Origin of the sequence: Motilimonas eburnea (assembly GCF_021295345.1) — a bacterium.
Taxonomy (GTDB): domain Bacteria; phylum Pseudomonadota; class Gammaproteobacteria; order Enterobacterales; family CBDFNC01; genus Motilimonas; species Motilimonas eburnea.
Map to the genome: position 1 here is coordinate 1 of NZ_JAIMJB010000016.1, position 18409 is coordinate 18409.

Genomic DNA, 18409 nt, shown 5'->3' on the forward strand with positions numbered 1-18409 from the left:
CGATGGCACTGAACAGCTTTAGCTATTTCAGAAATCGAAACTCCCCGTTCCAAAAGAGCAGAAATCTGGTATCTTCTGCCTTCGGTCAACTGCTGATAATTCATGGTAGTACTGCTTGTTTCTTTGGGGAGAAGAGCGTACCACTTTCAGCAGTTGGCTTCCTCTTCTACGCCTTTCCATGAATGTCGCACTTATTATCTGAAATCGGGCGTTACGAAACTATAACTCCCTAAAACTGAGCCAAGCTAATCTTTTGCAAAAGCCTATCTATTAAGGTGTAAGTATGTATTGATGCGTTCCAGCGACTACGTTCACCCAAAACCATCTTCAAGCCTGAACTAATTTTGCGTAAATTATGATGTTTTATTTATTTTTATTCAATGTAAATATCAATATAATCAGCAATAAGCGATATTTAGCTCAGTAAAGCCACTCTAGACAACGTTGTAAACCATAAAGCAGCCAAATTTTAGTTAAATTCGCTATAACTTATCGATTTAAATATCAACTTATCTCTCACTTGGCGGAAAAATAAAAACAACCCTCCAACCTGATGCGAATAATATTGCATGCAGTTTATTTTCATTATTTATAATAACGATATTGCTTCATGCTAAATCATGGGAGCCAATCCCCACTCTAAGGAATTGTTATTTTCTGGTATCTCATCAAACATCAAACGTCCATCTTTTAGAGCTATCACCTTCATCATTAAGCGCTTTTTTTTACCCTTAATCAAAACTGTCAACTCATTATCACCTGAGAATCCGGTAAGCGTTTTCGGATGCATTTTGATTAGGTACTGATGATGAATCGTTTTTTGTATCTGGCCTCGGCTTTGACCTTGAAGCTCTCTAATAGACTCTATCAATTGCGGGTTTTCATTAACAAACATCTTAAAAATAGAGGGGGTAACCAAACAAACCTTTCGCTCAAGAATATGAACTAGGCTGTTTGGCTGGTTATAAGTGATTTGGTTATGTTTGAGCATAAGCTTAATCCAATTATTCACTTCAACATCCCACGCGATGCTAGTTTTGCCGTCTTTTAATGGATTACTTGCAAGTGGGGCTATGCTATCTGGCAAACGGCTTTTCACATTCTTTGTCACATCGTTTAATAACGATTCATGTGATATTTTCTCTACTTCGTTGGGTTCAGTTTCTTTTTTTTTAGGTTCAGATTGAGTTTCTACTTTGGCCTTCTGTTTAGGGTGTTTTTCAACTTCATCATGTAAAGACTCTTGGGGTTTCAAGATTTCTTCAACAGCTGTAGACTCAAATCTTGTTACTTCGGTGATTTCCCCCTCAAACTCACCCAACGTTTTCTTTGGATCAATCTGCTCTTGGTCTATTACAATAAAGCTTAAGGTTTGTTGCCACACATCATCATTTTTGAACTTCCTATCGACAATCTTGAAGTAGTAAATTGCTTCGCCATCAGCGTTTCTAATGAGCAGGTTAGCCTCATTTAGCATGTTGATAATAGTAGTTAAATTCTTTGGAGTTGATGCTTGCACCGACTCATCTGCAAACATTTTGTTTCTGAGCATTTCTGCTGCTAGTTTGCTCACCAGGTAAACTCGGTTATTTTTGACCCAACCAGCTGCACCTGCCACATTGAGCCTTATTTCACCTTTTTGTAGCTCATCACGCAAAACTTGCACCAATTTGCTGGTAAACATTGATTCCGTATTGACTCTACTCTGTTGAAATCGATTGGAATTGACAGGCATAGCCGCAACCTTGCTGATGTTCTCTTGAACAGATTCTTGATCAGCACTTTTCACCAGTTCGCCCAGCAATCCCGCTTTCCCATACTGCCCAGAAACCGCATACACCCAAAGCAGGTAAAGCTCTTGATCACTAAATAGCCACATTTGGGCTTTTTTAGGTATCAGAAATGGAAGGACTTGTAGCCCAGCAATTTCATGCGGCTTTTGTGCTCTGTTACTGTTTGCTTTCCAAGTATACGTTTGGCCAATAGGCATATTTCCCAATGTTGGAGTCCAGATCTTTGGCTCATCTTGATTTTGAACCGTGTGAACGACCAGCAAATCAGTTATCACTTTCCCAACATCATGCAACAATGCAGCACTTGACACGGCGTAAGTAAAAATATCTGCCTTTTGGCTAATAAGATCTTCTTTACCGCCTATCGGATAGAGTACGCCACGCCTTGCTCTAACTGCATACTTCATAGCTTCTAGCGAGTGATCTAAAAGTCCCCCTGCATACGAATGATGATCCCCCTCAGATGCAGGCAGACTTTGTACGAATGTGACGAAATTAATGATTAACGAGCTATAGAGCTCTTCCCAGTGATTTTGGCTAATTGATATAGATTTATTTATCTCTTTGATGAGGCTAACTCTTTGGGGGCACTTTAGTAACTCAACGCCACTTAGCACCCTATTTTGAAACTGCCTTTTATCATTTTTACTTTGATGTAAAGTGTGTTTACTGGAGCGTTGCTTGAGCCATGAAAGCATAATTCTTTTCTTTTTTTAATCGGTTTATAATAATCAAGGGTTTAATTATGGGTTTAGCTGAATGCTCAATTCGTAGCAAGCCACATTGCGAGATAAACTCTTCAAAAGGTTGCATTGCTGGTTGCCAAAAATCACAAAAACCTAGCTCTTTACTGGGTGTTTTTGCATAAAACGATACGCAAAAAATGGATAACTCATGAATAATACTGTATAGCTGTTCAATATTTAGCTGATCATGCTCATTCAGATACTTTTCGACTTTTTCAGTTAATTGCTGATTAGGCTCGTATGAGTTATGCAGATAGCGCTCTATCCCCTGGTAGTGAGTTAACAACTTGTTGATTGGGTGAATCTCACTCTCCAGCCCATTTTCAGCTAAGTATTTTTTCCACATAGCGCACTCTTTGGGTGTTTTTTCGGTTAATCTTACTGGCTCAGTTTGCTAAGCGAAATAGAAAAGCTGGCACTCGGCCTTATTTTAGGGGTAGGTTTTTGTTGCTACACAATCACAAAAAGAAAGTTTTTTACTCTGATAAACAACTTTAAACCCAGTTTTATAAAGCACCATAAAAACCTTTCACAGCTTTGAGTAGCGGTGTATATCTTTCTTGTTTAAGGTCGAAATGATAAATGGATGAGAGAGGGTTACCTCTTCGAAAAATGCTTTACATGTTAACATCACATAAAAATTCAACTGATTGATATCAACCAATATCGAATGAGCAAAACAAACCTATCCCCTTTGATATTAGGGGTATTTATCCCCGGCAGTGCCTTGCTATTCACTCATAAGCCTATGCGAGTGATGTGGCCATTGGTGATGGCTTTACTTTGGGTGGCAACCCTTGCTATATCAAGGTGGGTGCTAGAGCCCATTGGTTTTACACTGCTCTTAGTGGGTTTATTCGGTATTCATTTGCTAAGCTATGTTGCCGCCCTTATTCTCTTTCGCCGTGATGGGCAGGCTTCGGTTAGCCTTAAGCGCTATATTGCTTTACTCATGTCAACCTTACTCTATTGCGGGGTGGCTTATCTTTGCCACACCTATAAAGCACAATGGTTTGGCTTTGCTTTTTACCATATTCCGTCAGCATCTATGACTCCTACACTGCAAGTTGGCGATGTGGTGGTCGTCGATACTTGGTCCAATCAAGCCAATACGATAACGACAGGTGATGTGATAGTGCTAAAACGCAGTGCTAGCGACTTGGTATTGGCAAAGCGGTTAAAGGAGAAAAGAAATAACAATGGCCAATGGGAGTTGTATCTCGCTGGCGATAACCCAAGTGGCAGCGTGGATAGTCGCCAATTTGGCTGGGTTACTTCCGATTACATTATCGGAAAAATATCTTTTGTTTGGTTTTCATTCGAAAATCGGCATCGGCTGTTGTTATCACTTGAACCGATACCATTAAACGAGAAATAAACTACTCGATATCTTCAAACGTGATTAAAAACGGAAAGTCAGCTTGAATGGTGTCAGGTATCACAGCTAGCCATTGTTGCATTTGACTATCATCGACCATATCGCCTTCTTCGCTGTCAAAATCAGCCTCGGGGCCGCCGGCAAAAAATGCCACTCGCTCACCTTGTGGATTTTGCGCAAAATAATACTCTCCGCCATATTCGTCTCTGGCGCGCAGGTATAAGCCAATCCCTGTGGCTGTTTTTGCTAACCGCTTAACGGTGGCGACCCAATAAGGTCGAGAAAAGTGAAACAAACCGCTGTCTCCTTTTATCTCTAGCTGATCAAAAAAGACATCGCAGTCATCATTAATGCTTTGTTCGGCTCCAGCGAAGGCCACTAATTGCTCTAATCCAGTATCGCGGTGCTGGTTAAAGCTGGCCACTACTTCAGCACTTGCCTGTACCACTACACATCCGTAAACGTCTGTCATTGGTATTCCCTAATTTACGCCTTTGTTACTCACGGAGGATGACTGGTTAGCCAAGGCTTCGGCTCTTTGCGCACCGAGCTGCCATGCTTGCGTAATATCATCTTGGCGTGCGATATATTGCTGAGCAACCTTTAAGGCTTGCCCAGTTAAATTGCCAAGCGCTAATTCTTCTTCAACCAGTTCAAGTGTGCTGGCTAACAACTTTTCTACACGCTTTCGTTTATCAACTTCTGTTACAAAAGATAAGGCAGACAAAAAATAGTTATAACGTGTCAGTACGGGGATCCATGTTATTTCTCCTTCTAACAATAACTCGATGCGGTATAAAAAGCCGGTACACCAATCGTATGGAAAGGGAGAAATTCGCTTTACTTGGTCAGCATAGGTTTGTGACTTGATAAGCTGATAGCCGCCACTAAAAAAGGCCGAGATAATAATATCGCAATGGCTTTGATACCAAGGCAGCTCTAGCTCTCCTTTTCGACAACTAAAAACAAAGCGACTTATTACCCTTGCTCGTTCGTCATCATCGAGTAGCGGCGAGTTAAACAGCGCTAAAAACTCGTCTTTGCTGGAAAAAGGTGTCAACAAAGTCAAGGTGATAGGATCAATATAACCAAACTCTTCGCCATACATAAAATACTGCTGATAAAGCTTGCGCTCCGCTTTGGGGGTATCATCAAAGCATACTTTAGCAAGGCGTTGCCAATCACGCTCGCGCTGAGCTAACCACTCGGGGTCATCCAAGTGCCAAAAGCCAAACGCGGTAATAGCTTGTGTCCTCACCTCTGGCCCTGTTCTGCGATCGGGCGTGATCCAAATTTCTGGCGGCGCTAACTGTTCCAGTGTCATACTGACTCCCTATCAAAATACCAAACGCGTATTAGGGCCTGAGTGTTGTTAGCCATTAAGCCCAAGCCAAGATTATAAAGTGGTTAATAATAAAGAAGTTTAACGATTTACCGCAGATGAAATTCAGATAAAGTTGACCTTGGTCGCACTCAAACTTAATCCAAATAACAAGAGACGGATTATCACGGCAAAAGGCGTTTTACATTGACTATCGCCAGAGCAATGTCAGGCGTTTAACGCAAGTTATTCATCCTCACTGGTCAGTTTGCATTCCATGTCACTCACCGGGCAGGTTTGTAACCAAGGGATAAAGTACTTGATTAACTGCTGCGCTACGCCCGCTCCCGTGACGATGTTGAGCGAGCATTGCTGCCCGTCCACCTTATAGGCGGCAACCCTGTGAGAGCTGTAATAACCCTGTGGGAGCTGCAGTAATGCAGCGATAAATTGTGTGCGCAAATCGCACCATGACTGGTGCGCCAACAGACGCCAAAGCAGCACAAGCAATAAGGTATTATTTTAACTTACAACAATAGTCACAATTGCACTATCACCTTAATGCTGCCCCTGCGTATCGTTGCTGCGCATTAGCTTTCAAGCAAAGCAGCGAGAAAAGCATTCGACTCGCTGCTATGCTTTTGGCGCTTATCCCCAAAATACAGGTTAACCTAGCGCTCACGCACCCAAGGGTCATTCACTTCAACTTCTCCCGCCTTCACCTGTTGCCACATTTGCTTAAACTCGGGTCGACATTCCAATTCATCCAGCCGCTTGCGTAAATAACGCACGGCATTGGCGCGCGGGGTGTCGCCCTCTTGCTCAAGGTCGAAATGATAAATGCGATAAAGGGCCTTTTGATACGTTGCAACACCAATGGGGTTTTGAATATCTGGGATAAAGCTTTTGTCATAAGGCAAAGAGGCTAAACACAACTCCAACACCTCTGGGTATTGAAACAAGCTGTAGCGACAAAAAGGAGAGGTATTAGACTTGAGCAACCAAAACCCCAAAAGCATAAAGCTGATGTACCCATCGTACCTAAATACGCCAGCAACAGCTTCAAGATAGTGGCGCTCAAAACGAAAGCGGGGCTTAAGTTGCGCTTTGATATAGTCATGGTCTTGGTACATTACCCGAAACAAGGTGATGTTCTTTTCCCCCACATAAGGATGGAGAGCGGCGTAGGCCTCAAGGTCATCATCGAAATCCCGACTAAAATAACTTAGCTCGGTTGTCATAAATTCGCCAAAACCACTTGGAATATCCTTAGGATGAATCAGTTTAGATTCCATATAAGCCCGATAGGCCTGACTCAACACAGCAACGTCATCACTGGGGTGAAGCCATAAGAACAAAAAGAGATTCAATGGCCGAGGCGACTTATCCCAGTCTTGGTATTTTTTCCAATTTGGTTGTTTGCCGCGCAAAAAATACTGCTTGATGGCATTCACTTCGGTTTTTTTGCGCTGTATTAGTAGCATGGGCTCCAACTGCTCCCACTTGGCTTTACGCTCGGCTACCCAAGCCTTGTCTTTGGTGAGCCAGTCGCTGGTGTCGAGTTGTTCTAAATCCATATTCGTGCCCCAATCATTCAACATCTAATAATTCTTCTTTCACAGCTATGGCAAGCTCAGAGCCAATAACGTCCAATAATTCAGTGAAGTATGAGCGTGTATTACGCAGCTCAACATAGGATTTAGCCTCTTTTTCACAATCCGCTTTTAACAGACTCTCTGAAGATTGGCTGAAGTTGTACTGTAAGTCAGCACTGGCTACATCCGTCGGTTTTTTACATGCTTTGGCGATGAAGTTTTCCAATTGCCTTGGCGTAGGTGGTTGCCCTTTGTTTCTAGTACCGTTTGGTACTTTGAAATCTTGAAATAACCACAACAGCTTATGACTTGGTTTATATACTGTATCTCCCACCTCTAAAATCAAGCTCTTGTGATTAGGGTCTTGGGTAATAAAGTGCCTATTCAAGCGGTAATCGTGGAAAAACTCACGATAAACGGCATTCCCCCGACTTGCCCCTTGACCTGGGTTAACCTGTCCAGTTGGCTTGATACTGCCACTAATTGTCGATTTACTGTATGACTTAAGCTCAACCCACGTTTCTTGTAACGCCTCTTCTTGTGCTTTCTCGAGCAAAATATCTACTTGCCGAGCGTATGCATTACCTTGCTGAACACCATTGGTTAAGTAATAAGCTGGACGAACAGTATCTATCCCTATCACTTTAGGAAATGTCTCACTGTTACCTTGGTGTAAAGCGTGGTAATAGGCCGTTTGTACGATTTGAAATACGGCACCATTAGCATTACTAATATTGTTAGACAGCACATTATTCACCAATGCGGTGATCTGACTACCATTTTCAAGTTGCAGTCGACCTTCAGTATATTCCTCGACTAAATACATCACACTGAACATAACCAGCCAGCGATTGACCCGCCAATCTTTGCTGTTTGCTACAAACTTTTGCAAATTACGTCCGCCAAATGAAGCAAATAAACGCAATGAGTAGGTACCACTCGCGGCTATTTTTTTCAAGTCAGCGTTGCGCATCACATCTCGAAGAATACTGGTCAATTGCTCTGCATCTTCTGTATCGATAGCTTTAACAACTTGCCGAATTTTTGCTTTCAATTTGTCGGCGATATTTTTAGTCGAGCCTGCATGAGCTGCTGAGATGAAATAAGAAAGGGGTAAAGAAGCAATGGCTTGCTCTTCTGATGCATTAACTTGACTTGCCAACACATCCAAGCCACCTTCAAGTCTTACTACTTCAGCTATGTATTCAACCCATACCCACAAATCATCTTCACTTTGAATCGCGGACATGAAAAATTCGAAAATTTCTGGGTCTTCGTATAGTTCAACAGCAATTAAGATAAACGGCAACATATCGACTAACTTTTCAGTTTTACCACTTAGCCCAGCTTTAGCGGCTGTTCCCATGGCTCCGGCAAAGTGTTTGGAGCCTGGAAATCTTCGCATACCATCAACCACTTTTTTGATTGGCCCTAACAAGGGCTTAAGCGGCTTAGCTACGGGAATGATGGTTGCCGCTCCAATGGAAGCAAATGCTAATGTCGTTGCGTCAAAGTTTTCCCAATCTTGGTTGTAAAGATAAACCAGTTGCTCACCTATGATGATAAAGTCTTCATAAGGAATAAAAACAGATACCGTGGTTTTTACTCCTTCCCACACCGAGTCCCAACTCCAAGCGTGAGCCGATGACATGATAAAACCAAGCGGTAATCCAACTTGTGCGGTTGGTCGTTGTGGTGAAACAGTAAATAGGTATTTAAGAGCGACTTCCTGATACCCAGCTGTTGTTAATAGCGATGCATAGTTGCGCTGGGTGTCGGTAATTAATGCTACGCGTAAACTTTTCAGTTGACTATTTAGCATTAACTTACCTAAGTTGCCCTGGCTTTTTACGGTAATTTGTTGGTTAGTTGACTGTAACGTAGTGCGAGTGCTGCCATCGGCGAAGGTGATTAATGGTAGGCTGCTGTAATCATAAACCCTGAATCCTCGGATCACCGCATCTAAACCACCCATGGCAATATCGCCCACGCTTGGTTGCAAGGCTCCATTTAATGTTAAGGTGTGCGTTTCACCGTTTACATATAAGACTAACTCATCACTGGTTGCCTTTGCTGCAACACTGTGCCAGCGGCCCAAGGTTGCAGGCACCTTAAGGGTTTGCCTGCCGTTTGACGTTCCCACACTTAACTCTAGCTGCTGGCCATAATAACTGAGCTTCAAACCACTGCTGGCATAATCTAGAATTTGGCCTTCGCCAAGAGGCTTAATATCGAGCCTAAAGCCTATATTTTCTCTAAAATCCAGCAGCGCATTAGCGGTGACCGTCATGGTACTATCAGCTAAGAATGCTGCGCTTCGCCCCCCCCCCAGAGGGTGATCATTGACTAGCGTGACGCCTTGAATTAAACCAGGGTTAAAACCATGGCCATCATTGAACTGATAACCATTATAGCCATAGTTAATTTGATTCATCGTGATAGATACTAGCGGCTCTAAGTTAGGATCGGCCATATCACCAATACTCAGAGTATCACCCACTTCACCGCGCACATTAACCGTCGCTTCGACTTCATAACCTGCAGTGGTTTCAACGCCATAGGCATCCATTGTCAAAATGCCTGCCGTCGATTTATCTGCTAACAGCATGGTATCTTGAGCATCAATTGAGCGCGATGAAGGTGATTTAACTTCATATTCATGCTGAGCAATACCGACAAAGCCTGCCTGGGCAACCCACTTATCGGAAACTTCATTCAAACCCGCGGTAAAGGTGGTTTTTATTTGGCCGTATGCATCGGTAATCAATTCTTGCTCTTTAAATAGTCCCTTACCCGCCGATAAGCTAACCGGTACACCAGCCGCTGGTTGCCCACTCAGCGTTGTCACCTTGACACTAACCTCAGTCGTTTCTCGCTTATTTAAAGTCGATTTTTCAGGTGTAATTGTAACCGTTAGGGGCTCTATCGCTAACGTGGTGGACGCCGTAACACCTTCACCTACACTAGCAGTAATAACCGTTTCATCTTTAGCAAACTCACCACCAGTAAAAATGGCGTAGGCGACACCATTTTTCGTTAGCAAGTCATGCTCTTTCATTACTAAACTATCTGCAAATTGAATGCTGACAGCCGTACCATCTTCCACTAAGTTGTTCGCTGGAGAGCCATCTCTCACGGTAAAAGTTAACTTGACGTCACTTTGACCTAGGGTTACGACGCTGTTAGCTGACTGCTCTATGGTAATACTTGCTGGTTTACCAGCTAACACTTCAACCGTTTTCCATTGAGCATTGGCTGATGAAGCACCTCCTTCTCTTAAACTAACGGATGCGATACCTTTAGCACCTTTTGTACTGGGCATGACTAAGGTGTTATCAAAAATGCCAATATTATTGTTTGGTTGTAATGGTTGTGAAAAGTTACCGTCCCCTGCAATTGACCAAAACATACTATATGGCCTCTGATCTTCTTGGCTTCGATTCGCATATCCCAAGACACCCGCTTTTAGTTCAACAACAGGGTTATCGGCGGTGACGTAATAGGTATCTTTAGTTTCATTGTTATCACCAATCAGTCTCGAATGAATAAATATATACTCAAAAGCATATTCCCAAAGAATGTTTGCAGAGTCATTGTTGGCAAATAAGCGAATACTGATAAAGTCTTCAACACTGAGGTCACTCAACACACTCAAATCATCAAAGGTGACCTGCTTGGTGCCTTGGTTAACGCTCGCTTTCACCTCTAACCCGTTAATATCAAAGATGAGCTCTTGCTCGCCATTAATAGCCCAAGCATCCAAAGCAAGGTTTTCATCAATCGCAATCAGATGAAGCAGATCAAGTAATTCATCGGTTGCTGTGATGACGGGAAGATCTTGGTTTATTATATTTTCTAGCTCCCCTCCATTAGGCTTACGGTTTATCTCATCGATCTGCAAAGTGTACTGACTAAACTGATACTCTGGGCGATAAACATAGTGATAAATCGGGTCGGCTTTGTACCATTCGAAATCTGGGTTGGCACTTTTTTGTGCATTTAAATTGTCTTGAATGGCACTGGTTGCATCTTCATCAAAGACGGGTACCTTAAAGGGCACGAACTCATCGGGGCGCTGACCCAATTTGCCTTGGTGTCTGCCGGTTGAGCTAAAATCAGGAGATTCGGCTTCGGGCTTGGCATGTACCTGCACATAAAAGCGTTGGTTGTCTACGTTGTCGCGAAATAGCATTAACGCTTGTAATTGAATGCCTGGGAGCACGGAGAATTGGCTCACTGAGCTGGCGTTATATTCTCCCAATACCTGATCATCAACTAGACTAGCCAGCCTAGCTGTATAACCAAAATCACTTAACACTGCCGGAATCGGTGAGCCGTCCTGGTTAGTCCATTCGGTATAAAGAGCAAGGAACATGTCCTGAGTTAAGCCCGCCCCTTCATTACCAATAAGGTATTCGTCAATTTGCCCTTGGTTAAGGCCGAGTTCTTGACGGGTTTTACGCGTTGACCAGACCTTTAGGTTCGGTCTTGTCATTTTTAGTTCGTCGATAGGGAAGCTAAGTAGCAAGCTCCCCCCTGTTGCGGCTTTAAGGCGCACCGGCATAACGCCCATGTAACCCGTTACACGGTTGATGGCATAGACTTCAACCAGCTCTCCCGCTCTTAAATGGTCGGCTTGGCGCTGCTGAAATTTAGGCTGGATATGGCCGTCTATCTGCCATTGGCTAAAATCTTGGTAGGTTTTGTAAGATAGCTCGGTAGCTAGGCCGCCACGTAATTTAACTGTGTAGTTAAAGCGGCCGTCTTTTATGCCGCTATCGAGTTCATCAACGGGGATCCCTTCGCGCTCATACACCAACTCACCGTTAGAGCTGCGAACCACATAGATATCGGTTTTTAATAAATCTTCTTTGCTGATTTCGGCTAGTTTACCAAAGTCATCGAAGTTATCACTCCAATCGGCTTGACGGGTAAAGTCTGGCTCGATTTCAATGACCCCCAAACTCGCCAGTTGGTCAACAATACCGGTATCGTCTTCACCTTTTTGCCTAAGTTCAAATAGCTGTTTCTGCAAAGCATGGGCGCTATCAAGCTTAGCCTTTATCTCTGGCGGTAGCTCACTACCTGATAACCAAACCCCCTGTATCTCTTCTGCTGCCGGGTTAAATACGGCAACATCAGGTTGTTCTGGTTCGTCAGCAGGCACATATTCAATGCCGCCAAGTAAAAGTGTGTCTGGAGTGCCATCTGAATCATAATCGCGATTTTGTCTGGCAATACGGTATAGCTGCTTGTCACCGGACTCTTTATAGCTTTCATAACGAGTTTCGCTGCCAATCGGCACGTTTTTACCGCCTTCAACTACGCTAGCAAAACCATTGAGTACAATAAGGTCAACCGGAAAATCTATCGCTGGCTTATAAGTTGATAAACTCGCTTTAATGGGGATCACGCGATGGTCATAGACTTCGTACCCCATACAGAAGTCATAATCATCACGCATCATGACATAAGGCATAATCCCATCATGATGTGGGTTAAACCTTTGGTAATACATGGTTGCCCAGAAGGTTGTGGTGTAATGAAATGAGAACCCTGGGCAAGGCGGCAATAAATAAGTGAAGGTATATTTGCCTTTTTCGTCGGTTACACCGCCTCCGGTGAAGCCCATTTGTAGCGGTACACCCGCCAATGGACCGAAAATTTCATCGCTACTTTCACGACCTGAGCGCTTATTTGCCTCGCTCATTGGAGCACTAGGATCACCATAAAAGCCAACACGAAAGCCAATATTGTTTGGGCTTTGAAAGATCACTTGCCCTTTTGGGTCAACCAACAAAGATTTACTATTGCCAGCGATGCTTTGAGAAGGATCTAATTGATACTTATCAAGTATCAAAAACTCCCCACTGGTACTAAAAATACGCTTTTCATTGACCACTAACACATGGGTATAAGGAGCACTGATAGGCTGCTTATTCACCGGCTTATCATCAATAGTGAAAAAATCAGTTTGATTATATGCCTCCACTGACATTAATTTCGGCAGGTCAGCATTTTGTTCCGAAGGTGTCATGTGATGCTGATAGCGAGCTTGGTAAGCAAGAAAAGTATCAGCAGACGTTTGCCAAGCATCTTGCCACTCAGGTGAGGCTAATGAGCCAATGTAGCCCACCTCTGCGCCCGTTGCGCCGTCTATTTCAACATATTGCGGGTGACCATTATCAAGCGCTAAGGCACGAGTAAAGATAGCGCCATGCTTCCAATAAAAGCTTGGCATATAAGGCCCAGGAATAGGCGAAGCCAGACCAACGGCATGAATGCTTTGGCTGTAGATAGCCGACATTAGCATTATCGCAAGTAGTAAGTACGCACGGTACATCTTAGACGCTTTCATGTTCTATCCCTGACTCTATTTACTTGATGCCGCGAGAGTTAATGCCTGCATTAACTTAGCCACATTCCATTGTTCGCTAATATATTTTTCAAATAGGGGTTGGTGCGACGGATCCACACTGGCATAGGCAATGTAATCAAGTCGCTTAAACTCGGTGTTGCCCACACTCACTACCCTGTGCTGCTTAATTTGCCCTGCGCCAACCGGGGTGAGCGTGGCACCATCAGCCGATGCCCCAAGCAATAACACATAGGTGCTTTCTTCTGGCAAGTATTCGTAGCCGCCGTTAAGCCGCGGCAAGGCAAAGTCCACCGCTAACTGCCCATCCACTAAAATGCCCGTGGGCTGTACCGCATAACTCCATAAAGGCATGGCCGCAGGGTTTAGCTGCACGGTTAACTGGTGATATTCCAGAAATTGGCCTTGAACCATGGTAGCAAGGCTGGTTTCAGGCAGGGTAAAACTGGCTGCCTGAAAGTCCAGTTTCAAGGCGCCATTCATCAAGCTATTCACTTGATTTGCCTGCAAAGTGGTAAAGCCTGATTGGTCGGATATCGGCGCTAAACGTTTAACTGAAATTTGGTTAAATCGACCTTGGCTAATGCGTTCACGACTCTCAGTGCTCGAGTAGCTGGCTTGATGCATATTAGGGTTAAAACGGATCAAGTAGTTGCCTGAACTAATTTCACGCTCTTCTTCAGCGGTAAACCTAAACTGGTAAGCCCCGTCTTGGTTGGTTTGCGCGGTTTTGTTTAAGGCCGGAATGTCGACCATGGCCCCCACCAAAGGTGAGCCGTTAATATCAAGTACATTACCCGTGACTATGGTCGGCAATAAGCGGGTTTGAAACTCATAGTTTGCCAGAGTGGCGCCGTCATAGCTCAATGCCACCGTTACCCGTGCGTTGTAAGCAAAAGGTCGTGCGGGGTAAAAGGTCAGGCTTTTATTGCCAGGTAATAGTGAAACCTGACCAGCCACTAATTCATTGGCGCGAGCGACATTAACGAGCTGATGCCCCTGACCATTGAAACTATCCGCTCCGGGTTGGTCCATATCTTGGTAGGTCAAGCCTGATGCCGTTTCAAACACTTTCAAGTCAAGCTTAGCCAGTTCAACGGCCTTGTTAAAATGCAAGGCTAAAAAGCCATTTGGCGCGGCGTCTTGGCTATTCATTTGCGGTTGAGTGCCCACCATGGCCAATTCGGTGGCCGTTGGATCAACAATGGTCAGCTGCGTGGTTTGCTTCGCGACCTCGTTGCCATTGCCATCCAGCAGCACGGCATCTAATGCCATGTCTCCGACGCTATTGTCTAAGGTCAATGGAAAGGAGAAGAAGGCCGAACTCAGCGCGTGTTGCGCTTGCGCGACTTGCTTGGCACCTTGTCGTAAACTTAAGCGAATGCTGGCTGATGCAGGCAATTGCGACAGGGTGCCACTGACCATTAAGGGGCCTGAGCCCAGTAATATTTTGCTGCCCGAAGTCGGTTGAGCAAGATTAAGCAGGTAACTTGAATCAAGTAAATAACGCAGGGCTACATCGCCCTTATTACCGGCTTGGTCATATGCCTCAAGGCTAACAATGTGCTCTTCACCCGGTGTTAACTGCATTTCATGATTAAACTGATAACGGCCGATACCTTTGGGTGATAAGCTGACGCTTTGGCCATTGATTAATAAGCTGGCTAGGTTGGCGTCGATGACTTCCCCCTGCAAGTTAACCGACTGTTCAATCACGGTATTCAGGGCAGGATAAGCCAGTACTGAGTTAGCTAACTCGATGATGGGTGATACGGTATCGCGCTGCCATTGCACCGATTTTGTGTATTCACGATCATTCACATCCACCACCTTGATATCAGCGGTGACGACATTGCTTCCCTCGGCAAACTGCTTAATCGCACGCAACTGGTAGTAGTTCATACCGGTAATATTATTGCCAACGGACTGACCATCTAAGCTAAGCTGCTTTATGCCCGCTTCTGCAATAATATCGGCCACCAGCATAAAACTGGCATCACTCAGTTGCTCAAATTCTTCTGGGGCAAGAATAACCACCTGCGGGCCGAGTGAGTCAACTTGCTCGGGTTGATAAAACAGGTAAAGCTTTTCCACCAGCTCATCTTGATCGCTGGCCACGGTTAACGCTGAAATATTTAAGCCTGATATTAAATCTAGGGCATGCGTGACGAACTCATATTCATTGGCTTTAACTTGCTGTAATTGCTGTACGGGTTTGCCATCTAACGCCACGCTAATGCTGTTTGAGGGCTGTTTTAATACAATCCGCCCTCTGACGACTGGGTTCGCTTGGGTTAGCAATTCACCTTGGACAGGAGCGGTAAAATTCACCACCAGTGGTGCATTATCTAGGGTGCGACCTATATTAAAATACTCTGCATGCTCAAAGCCGTTACTGTCCGTTAGGATTAACTGCAGCTGATTATTCCCTTCCAGCAAGGGCACGGTGATAGACCAACGCTGACCATCAATGCTGCCCGTGATCGGCACCCCAGCAATACGTCCATGCAAGGCTTTTACGCTACCTAGCGCCAAGTTGGTTTCGTTTGGCGAAGAGCTGGCCGACAAAACCATTCTACTTCGAGCAAGCGATCTTGGTTGAACAATAGGCGCAACCGTTTCAACTAAGGTACCTGTTAATGTTATTTCGCTGGCACTGATATAGCTGACCGGCGTCTCTAATCTCACTTCTACTGTAGGAGTAGGCTCTGTACTGGGTTCAACAGAAGGCTCAGTAGATGGGGTTGTCGAAGGACTGACCGTTGGCGCTAATGAAGGCTCAACCGAAGGTGTCAATGATGGCTCAGTTGAGGGCTCAGTTGAGGGCTCAGTTGAGGGCTCAGATGATGGCTCAGTTGAGGGGTCTACTGAAGGCGCCACGCTTGGGCCTAGCGATGGGCCCACCGAAGGCTCAGGCGTGAGGTCTGGCGATGGTTCAACCGACGAATCAGGCGTTGGTGCTAACGATGGCTCAGACGTTGGCCCACCCGAAGGGGTTGGCGAAGGTTCACCTGATGGGCGCTTAGAAGGTTCAACATCTGGCGGAAAAGTGGGCCATGGCTCATAAGTGGGCAAACTGCTCGGCCAAACGGGAGGGCGAGTTGGCCCAACGGTCGCAATAATCGGAGGTTGAACAGAAGGTGCAACACTGGGCTCGACTGAGACACTTGGAGGCTCTGTTGGCACCGCAGGCTCTTGGGATGGCTGTTTATCGTCGACAGAATCACTGCCACCACCACACCCAGCTAATAGCAAAACAGCTAACGTTACTAGTAACTTAACTAGCATAGTTTTACTTTGCTTTAGGTTTGCGCACAACATTCGGTCTCTCCATGACTCGGGCTGACTTAGGGCTTACCGCTCAACGACGACTTCAGCCAATATCTGCGAAGTTAACTGTTTTAATGCATCTCGTGTCGCCATTGGCGCAAGGCGAGTTCGGATCTCTTCTTTTACCAACGGGTAAGCTTTAGCTGGAATCTCTGTTTGCTTAAGCACCTTAACGACGGTTAAACCGTCTTGGCTAAAATGACTTTGCCCCACTTCGGTGGCTTGCAACAGCTCGGCTAATTGCTTAGGTAATAACGACACGCGCACTTCCGCATGCTGAAAACTCACTTGCTCAGCGTATTGATTGGCATAGGCTTGCCAATCATCCGACTCGGCAATTTTTTTGACGGTCGCGGCCAATAATTGTTTTGAGCCGTGCTGTTGAGGCTTGGCTTTGATCAGCAAGAATTCTTTTTTCCAGTCTTGCCCAAATAAAGGTAAGTTCTCTTGGTAATACGTTTGTAAAGCTTGCTCTGAAACCGGAGTAACGGATAGATGCGCTTTTAAATAACGTTTTACCAGTAACTCTTCTTGGTATGACTTTACCGCCAATGCCAGCTCAGCTAAATCGGCCTCACTCATGGCCGCTTTCGCCTCGTTTGCCATCACCCGGCTAACGATAAGGCTATCGAGCACTTTTTTCTGTAGTTGCTCTGTTGGCTCAACTAAATCGGCACCTAACTTATTAAGCGCGTATTCAAATTCATCAACATAAATGTGCTGCCCATTGACGCTGGCAATGACCTCTTGCGCTGACGTTTGCGGCGCTGGGGTTGCCTTGGCCTGCTGCGGCGGCGCTTGCGTGTTAGCATTTTGGCCACCACAGGCCACTAACATTAAACTTAACCCTAGGGTTAAGCCAATGCTTAAACTAACACTTAGCCCTTTGTTTAGTAACCCGTTCTGCTTCATCTTACTTCACTCGCTCAATGCTAACTTCAGAGAGCAACTGCTGACGGGTTTGCTGACGAATTTGTTGCTTTAATTCGTAACTTAGCTTGCCTTTGAGCTCCTCTAATGTTGGCGTAAACGCTTGCTCCGCAGACAAAGGCGTCACAATATGAAACCCATATTTAGTCGCGATAGGCAGAGAATATTGGCCCGTTTCCAAACTAAACGCTTGGCTTATAGATGCTTTTTCCGCTTGCTCTTTCCCGACCCAGCCTAGCTCTCCGCCTTGTTGCTTAGTGCGTTCATCTTCACTGTACTCAAGGACGATCTCGGCAAAGTCAGCCCCAGTATCAAGCTTGCTGTAAGCCTCTTCGGCTCGATTTTTTGCTTGCAATCGCTCAGCATCCGATGCCTCTTGGGGGACACGAATTAAGATATGGGCCAGCTTACGCTTGGTTTGGGTAAGCTCGTTAACGCGTTGCCCATACAATTTGGCAATGGCTTCATCGCTGACTTCATCGGCCACCGCCAGCTGTAACTGCTGACTGATTAACTGATGCTGTTGGTAGCTCGCCGCTTGTGCTTGGATCTTGTCCAGATCCACTTCACCACGGCGAATAACCGCTTGGCTTAGTGCCAACTGCTCTAAGTACTGTTGTAATGCTTGTTCTTGGGGAAGCGCTTGAACGGCACTGTTTTGAATACTCAACCAAAGCTCAAAACTGGACTGCGTCACCTCAACGTCTCCCACTTTCGCCACTACGCCTTCATCACTGCATGCAGCAAGTGACAGGGATAATGCCAATGCCGCCATTACCTTTACTAGCTTGCCCGCTTTTCCCACTTCTGTTCTTAGCATTTTTCTCTCAAACTTCGATTACAACTTTAAAATGCCGACAATTATGCCACGCACCTTTATATCAGTCACATTTATTTGACTTTTAGCTCACCCATTTCTTGCATAATTCATGCTTTTGAA

Annotated in this window: 12 protein-coding genes; 1 reads left to right on the forward strand and 11 read right to left on the reverse strand. The window is 45.0% G+C overall.

The features are described 5' to 3' along the window. From K6Y21_RS15245 to K6Y21_RS15255, 3 genes are all read right to left on the reverse strand, one after another. Positions 1-104: helix-turn-helix domain-containing protein (locus K6Y21_RS15245; RefSeq protein ID WP_233072809.1), on the reverse strand; the 104-nt coding region annotated here is incomplete at its 3' end. Between the two features lie 509 nt (positions 105-613). After that, positions 614-2491, reverse strand: coding sequence for a MobH family relaxase (gene mobH / locus K6Y21_RS15250; protein WP_233072736.1), 1878 nt, complete (start codon positions 2489-2491; stop codon positions 614-616). Next, the gene (locus tag K6Y21_RS15255; RefSeq protein ID WP_233072738.1) at positions 2460-2885 is read right to left on the reverse strand and encodes a hypothetical protein; all 426 of its coding nucleotides are present in this window, start codon (positions 2883-2885) and stop codon (positions 2460-2462) included. The genes mobH and K6Y21_RS15255 overlap by 32 nt, the downstream gene beginning before the upstream one ends. A 324-nt stretch (positions 2886-3209) precedes the next feature. Here K6Y21_RS15255 and K6Y21_RS15260 point away from each other — a divergent pair, with 324 nt between their 5' ends. Beyond that, complete coding sequence (locus K6Y21_RS15260; protein ID WP_233072740.1) at positions 3210-3917, forward strand: S26 family signal peptidase; 708 nt, start codon at positions 3210-3212, stop codon at positions 3915-3917. A gap of 1 nt (position 3918) precedes the next feature. On the opposite strand, the gene K6Y21_RS15265 is transcribed toward K6Y21_RS15260, so the two are convergent. The 8 genes from K6Y21_RS15265 to K6Y21_RS15300 all read right to left on the reverse strand — a co-directional run bounded on the left by K6Y21_RS15265 (position 3919) and on the right by K6Y21_RS15300 (position 18289). Continuing rightward, positions 3919-4389 carry a hypothetical protein gene (locus K6Y21_RS15265; RefSeq protein ID WP_233072741.1) on the reverse strand — a complete coding sequence of 157 codons (471 nt, stop codon included), beginning with the start codon at positions 4387-4389 and terminating at the stop codon, positions 3919-3921. Positions 4390-4398: 9 nt separating this feature from the next. Further along, the gene (locus K6Y21_RS15270) at positions 4399-5241 is read right to left on the reverse strand and encodes a hypothetical protein (RefSeq protein ID WP_233072742.1); all 843 of its coding nucleotides are present in this window, start codon (positions 5239-5241) and stop codon (positions 4399-4401) included. A 243-nt stretch (positions 5242-5484) separates the two neighbouring features. Continuing rightward, on the reverse strand, positions 5485-5700 hold the full coding sequence (locus tag K6Y21_RS15275) for a hypothetical protein (protein WP_233072743.1): 216 nt from the start codon (positions 5698-5700) through the stop codon (positions 5485-5487). Positions 5701-5909: 209 nt separating this feature from the next. Next, entirely contained in the window at positions 5910-6815 is a 906-nt protein-coding gene (locus K6Y21_RS15280) for a hypothetical protein (RefSeq protein ID WP_233072744.1), read from the reverse strand. Positions 6816-6828: 13 nt separating this feature from the next. Continuing rightward, complete coding sequence (locus tag K6Y21_RS15285; protein WP_233072745.1) at positions 6829-13191, reverse strand: hypothetical protein; 6363 nt, start codon at positions 13189-13191, stop codon at positions 6829-6831. 15 nt (positions 13192-13206) lie between these two features. Beyond that, positions 13207-16497 carry a peptidase associated/transthyretin-like domain-containing protein gene (locus K6Y21_RS15290; protein WP_233072746.1) on the reverse strand — a complete coding sequence of 1097 codons (3291 nt, stop codon included), beginning with the start codon at positions 16495-16497 and terminating at the stop codon, positions 13207-13209. A 66-nt stretch (positions 16498-16563) separates the two neighbouring features. Beyond that, a complete protein-coding gene (locus K6Y21_RS15295; RefSeq protein ID WP_233072747.1) occupies positions 16564-17451 on the reverse strand; it encodes a peptidylprolyl isomerase in 888 nt (295 codons plus the stop codon). A 1-nt stretch (position 17452) separates the two neighbouring features. After that, complete coding sequence (locus tag K6Y21_RS15300; protein ID WP_233072748.1) at positions 17453-18289, reverse strand: peptidylprolyl isomerase; 837 nt, start codon at positions 18287-18289, stop codon at positions 17453-17455. Positions 18290-18409 lie beyond the last annotated feature (120 nt).

What these genes read in the sequence shown, in the direction of transcription:
- K6Y21_RS15285 (WP_233072745.1), bottom strand. Translation starts at nt 13,191, where the DNA reads ATGAAAGCGTCTAAGATGTACCGTGCGTACTTACTACTTGCGATAATG.
- K6Y21_RS15260 (WP_233072740.1), top strand. Translation starts at nt 3,210, where the DNA reads ATGAGCAAAACAAACCTATCCCCTTTGATATTAGGGGTATTTATCCCC.
- K6Y21_RS15255 (WP_233072738.1), bottom strand. Translation starts at nt 2,885, where the DNA reads ATGTGGAAAAAATACTTAGCTGAAAATGGGCTGGAGAGTGAGATTCAC.
- K6Y21_RS15265 (WP_233072741.1), bottom strand. Translation starts at nt 4,389, where the DNA reads ATGACAGACGTTTACGGATGTGTAGTGGTACAGGCAAGTGCTGAAGTA.
- K6Y21_RS15295 (WP_233072747.1), bottom strand. Translation starts at nt 17,451, where the DNA reads ATGAAGCAGAACGGGTTACTAAACAAAGGGCTAAGTGTTAGTTTAAGC.
- mobH (WP_233072736.1), bottom strand. Translation starts at nt 2,491, where the DNA reads ATGCTTTCATGGCTCAAGCAACGCTCCAGTAAACACACTTTACATCAA.
- K6Y21_RS15300 (WP_233072748.1), bottom strand. Translation starts at nt 18,289, where the DNA reads ATGCTAAGAACAGAAGTGGGAAAAGCGGGCAAGCTAGTAAAGGTAATG.
- K6Y21_RS15280 (WP_233072744.1), bottom strand. Translation starts at nt 6,815, where the DNA reads ATGGATTTAGAACAACTCGACACCAGCGACTGGCTCACCAAAGACAAG.
- K6Y21_RS15290 (WP_233072746.1), bottom strand. Translation starts at nt 16,497, where the DNA reads ATGCTAGTTAAGTTACTAGTAACGTTAGCTGTTTTGCTATTAGCTGGG.
- K6Y21_RS15270 (WP_233072742.1), bottom strand. Translation starts at nt 5,241, where the DNA reads ATGACACTGGAACAGTTAGCGCCGCCAGAAATTTGGATCACGCCCGAT.